Consider the following 3,157-nt stretch of genomic DNA (forward strand, 5'->3'; position numbering starts at 1 on the left):
CAACAATGCTATCGAAAATAAAATCAGACCGATAGGCTTGGGTCGGAAAAACTACCTGTTCGCAGGGGCCCATGATGCAGCACAGCGGGCAGCAATGATCTACTCATTCTTTGCCATGTGCAAGATCGAAGATGTTAATCCTCAACGGTGGCTCAAACATGTCTTTGACCATATCATGGACACCAACATCCAAAAAATAAAAGAACTCCTACCGAAAAACTACAAACTTTCCCTAGAAATAAATCAGGCTAAGTAAAGATGCAGTTGCTCGGGCGGATACGTCTTTTCTACTGTCACAACCCAATTTTAATTCCTGATTTTGATCGGGCTGGCGAAGCTATGCCCATGCAATAAAAAACCCTTCCAAAAGGCATTGGAAAGGCCTAAAACAACAATGGTTTTTTTGAATTGATACAGAATCTACTCGTACGATTTATTTTTTTAATCTAATCAGTCACCTAGTTTCCTTCAAAAAATACTGACTCAATCCCCAAAAGAACCTCACCGGTTCCGTGCAACACCGGTTTCATTGATTCGTGCTACGCACGCAACGAAAACCTAGTTGTTAGGCACTGGGCTTCTTTTTTTAATTAGCTAATATACTCAATTATGGCTGTTTATTAATTTTCACTTTGTTCTTTTAAATATTGAATCAGGTCTTTATTTTCTAGTATTTTTTTATCCGTCCCCTTTATTCCAACTTCACACATTGCCTTAGCAAGTTCAGTCGATTTTATACTAAACTTACTTCCTAAAAGTCTTAGGATAGGATAAAGGTTTCGCATAATGCTATACATCAAATTTGGTTCTATTCTTTTTTTAACTGGAAAAATATAACTTGGGCGGAAGGTGTAAAATTCCAAGCCTAATTTATCAATTTGATTTTCAGCCATTCCTTTATAAAGTGCAAAAGAAGTTTTACTTTTTTCGGTTCGGTCAGCTCCAGCTCCGCTGAGAAGAGAGAGTTTTGCGTTTGGACTATGTTCTTTCAGCATTTTGGCAAAACTTACCGCATAATCCACCGTAATTTCCTTGAATAATTTATCTGAAACACTTCCCGTGTAAACTCCGATACAGAAAAAAGCACTATCAATATTCTTAAACAAATCCTGATGCTTGTCATAATCCGTAAAATCATCAATAATTACCTCTTTTAACTTAGAGTGTGTAGTATTCGATTTCTTGCGAACTAATGATATTATTTCTCCAACTTTTGAAGATGATAAGCAATGGTCTAAGATAATATTGCCAATCATTCCTGATGCTCCTGCAATCAATACTTTTTTCATACTTTAAATTCTGTGCTTAAAATGCGATTTAGAAAGCGATGAAAACAACAAAAATGCTGAAAGCAAAACATATAAAACCAATTCGGTACTATATGCTTTAAAACTCCATTGCTCAGACATAAAATCGAATGTTTGTATGGTGCATAATACAGCGAGATTAGAAAAAAGCATTACCATAATATACGGTGTCCATTTCCATTTTAAGAAATATCCAAAAACAAATGTGCCACCTGTAAGCGTTATCAATAACCAATGGACAAACTGAACGCCTTTTGGGTAGGCAGAATTCTGTAGGTTTATAAAAGGCTTAATTCCTGTGAAATATTCAAAAAACCCACTCACTCCCCAAATGAGCATTACCATTGTCCAAATGAGTAATACAATCATTACTATTTTCGATACTATTTTCATTCCCTAAAAAAAGTTTAATTGAGACTTTGTCTAAATTCGTTTGGGCTCATTTCAGTTTTCTTTTTAAAAATTCTACTAAAATATTGTGGGTACTCAAACCCTAATGAATAAGCAATTTCACTTGCACTTTCATTGAAATTTAACAATCTGTTTTTTGCTTTTTCAATGATGTATTGATGAATATGGTCTTGAGTACTTTGCCCTGTTTCTTTCCGCAGTAAATCACTTAAATATTTAGGCGACATGTTCAATGCTTTTCCGCAATATTGTACTGTTGGAATCCCAAATTCTAATTGCCTTTCTTGATTATAGTAATCCTTTAATAATTGTTCGAACTGACTTGCAATATCTTGATTTAGATTGGTTCTCGTGTAAAATTGTCGGTCATAAAAACGGACACAATAATTCAATAATAATTCAATATTTGAAATTATCAAGGTTTGACTATGTGTGTCAATAGTGTTACTAATTTCTTTTTCGATTTTCTCGGCAATTTCTGCCACTGTTTTTCTTTCCTCATCCGATAAGTGCAATGCTTCGTTGGATGCGTAAGAAAAGAATGAATAATTTTCAATTTTCTTTGCTAATTCTGATTTTCGAATCAAATCTGGATGAAAAGCTAAGGTCCAACCATTGCTAACTTGGGCTGTTTCTGCTTTTTTAAATTCCATTACTTGGTTTGGTGCGGTAAATATCATTGTGCCTTCTTGATAGTCATATGAGTTTCTACCGTAGTTTACAATGGTAAAAGCACAATTATCTTTGAAGCTGATTTGATATAAACCCAATGAGTATTTAAAATTATCAACTTCTAATTTATTAAGAGCATCTCCAATTCGGTAAACCGATACTAGCGGATGTTTAGGCTTTTCTAAACCTAAAAACTGATGAATTTCCGATATGGTTTCTATTCTTATAAAATCTTTCAATGGACTATTTCTTATTTAATGTTTAGGTTCGTTTTCATCATACTAAGAAACTCAGCATCATTCATTGTTTTTCTAGCTTCTAATAAATGCTCAGCATCCTGTCCCGCAACATATCTAAGGGTACTTGTTCCGTCAGTTGCGGCATTGTAAATTACATCTGCCACGAGTTCTGGACTGTTTCTGTTGTCAGCACTCATTAGTTTTTCAAAAGTATTCATAACCCCTGATGCAAATTCGTTGTATTCCGTCAATTCATCATTGTGCTGAAAATCCATCGAACGACCTGAAAAATCTGTTTTTATGCTACCAGGTTCTACTATTTTTATTTTTACACCAATAGGCTCTAATTCGTATTGTAACGATTCTGAAAAACCTTCAACAGCAAATTTTGTGGAATGGTAAAGTTGCATCATTGGAAAAGTTGTTTTGCCACCAACAGATGATATATTAATGAACATTCCATCTTTATTCTTTCTGAAATGCGGTAATATAGCTCTTGTTACATCAAATAGTCCTAAGACATTTACG

The 3,157-nt window shown here is 34.3% G+C and carries 5 protein-coding genes; 1 reads left to right on the forward strand and 4 read right to left on the reverse strand.

Going from position 1 to position 3,157, the window contains the following annotated elements:
- A partial coding sequence (locus tag O0V13_RS21310; RefSeq protein ID WP_268037039.1) for a transposase domain-containing protein occupies positions 1-256 on the forward strand: 256 nt, incomplete at its 5' end.
- A gap of 364 nt (positions 257-620) precedes the next feature.
- On the opposite strand, the gene O0V13_RS21315 is transcribed toward O0V13_RS21310, so the two are convergent.
- From O0V13_RS21315 to O0V13_RS21330, 4 genes are all read right to left on the reverse strand, one after another.
- Positions 621-1,289, reverse strand: a complete 669-nt coding sequence (locus tag O0V13_RS21315) for an NAD-dependent epimerase/dehydratase family protein (RefSeq protein ID WP_268037040.1) — start codon at positions 1,287-1,289, stop codon at positions 621-623.
- A gap of 3 nt (positions 1,290-1,292) precedes the next feature.
- Positions 1,293-1,700, reverse strand: coding sequence for a hypothetical protein (locus O0V13_RS21320; protein WP_268037041.1), 408 nt, complete (start codon positions 1,698-1,700; stop codon positions 1,293-1,295).
- 14 nt (positions 1,701-1,714) lie between these two features.
- On the reverse strand, positions 1,715-2,629 hold the full coding sequence (locus O0V13_RS21325; protein ID WP_268037042.1) for a helix-turn-helix domain-containing protein: 915 nt from the start codon (positions 2,627-2,629) through the stop codon (positions 1,715-1,717).
- Between the two features lie 11 nt (positions 2,630-2,640).
- Positions 2,641-3,157, reverse strand: a 517-nt coding sequence (locus tag O0V13_RS21330; RefSeq protein ID WP_268037043.1) for an SDR family NAD(P)-dependent oxidoreductase, incomplete at its 5' end; no start/stop codon positions are given.

The sequence above is a fragment of the Algoriphagus sp. PAP.12 genome (genome assembly GCF_026652115.1).
Taxonomy (GTDB): Bacteria; Bacteroidota; Bacteroidia; order Cytophagales; family Cyclobacteriaceae; genus Algoriphagus.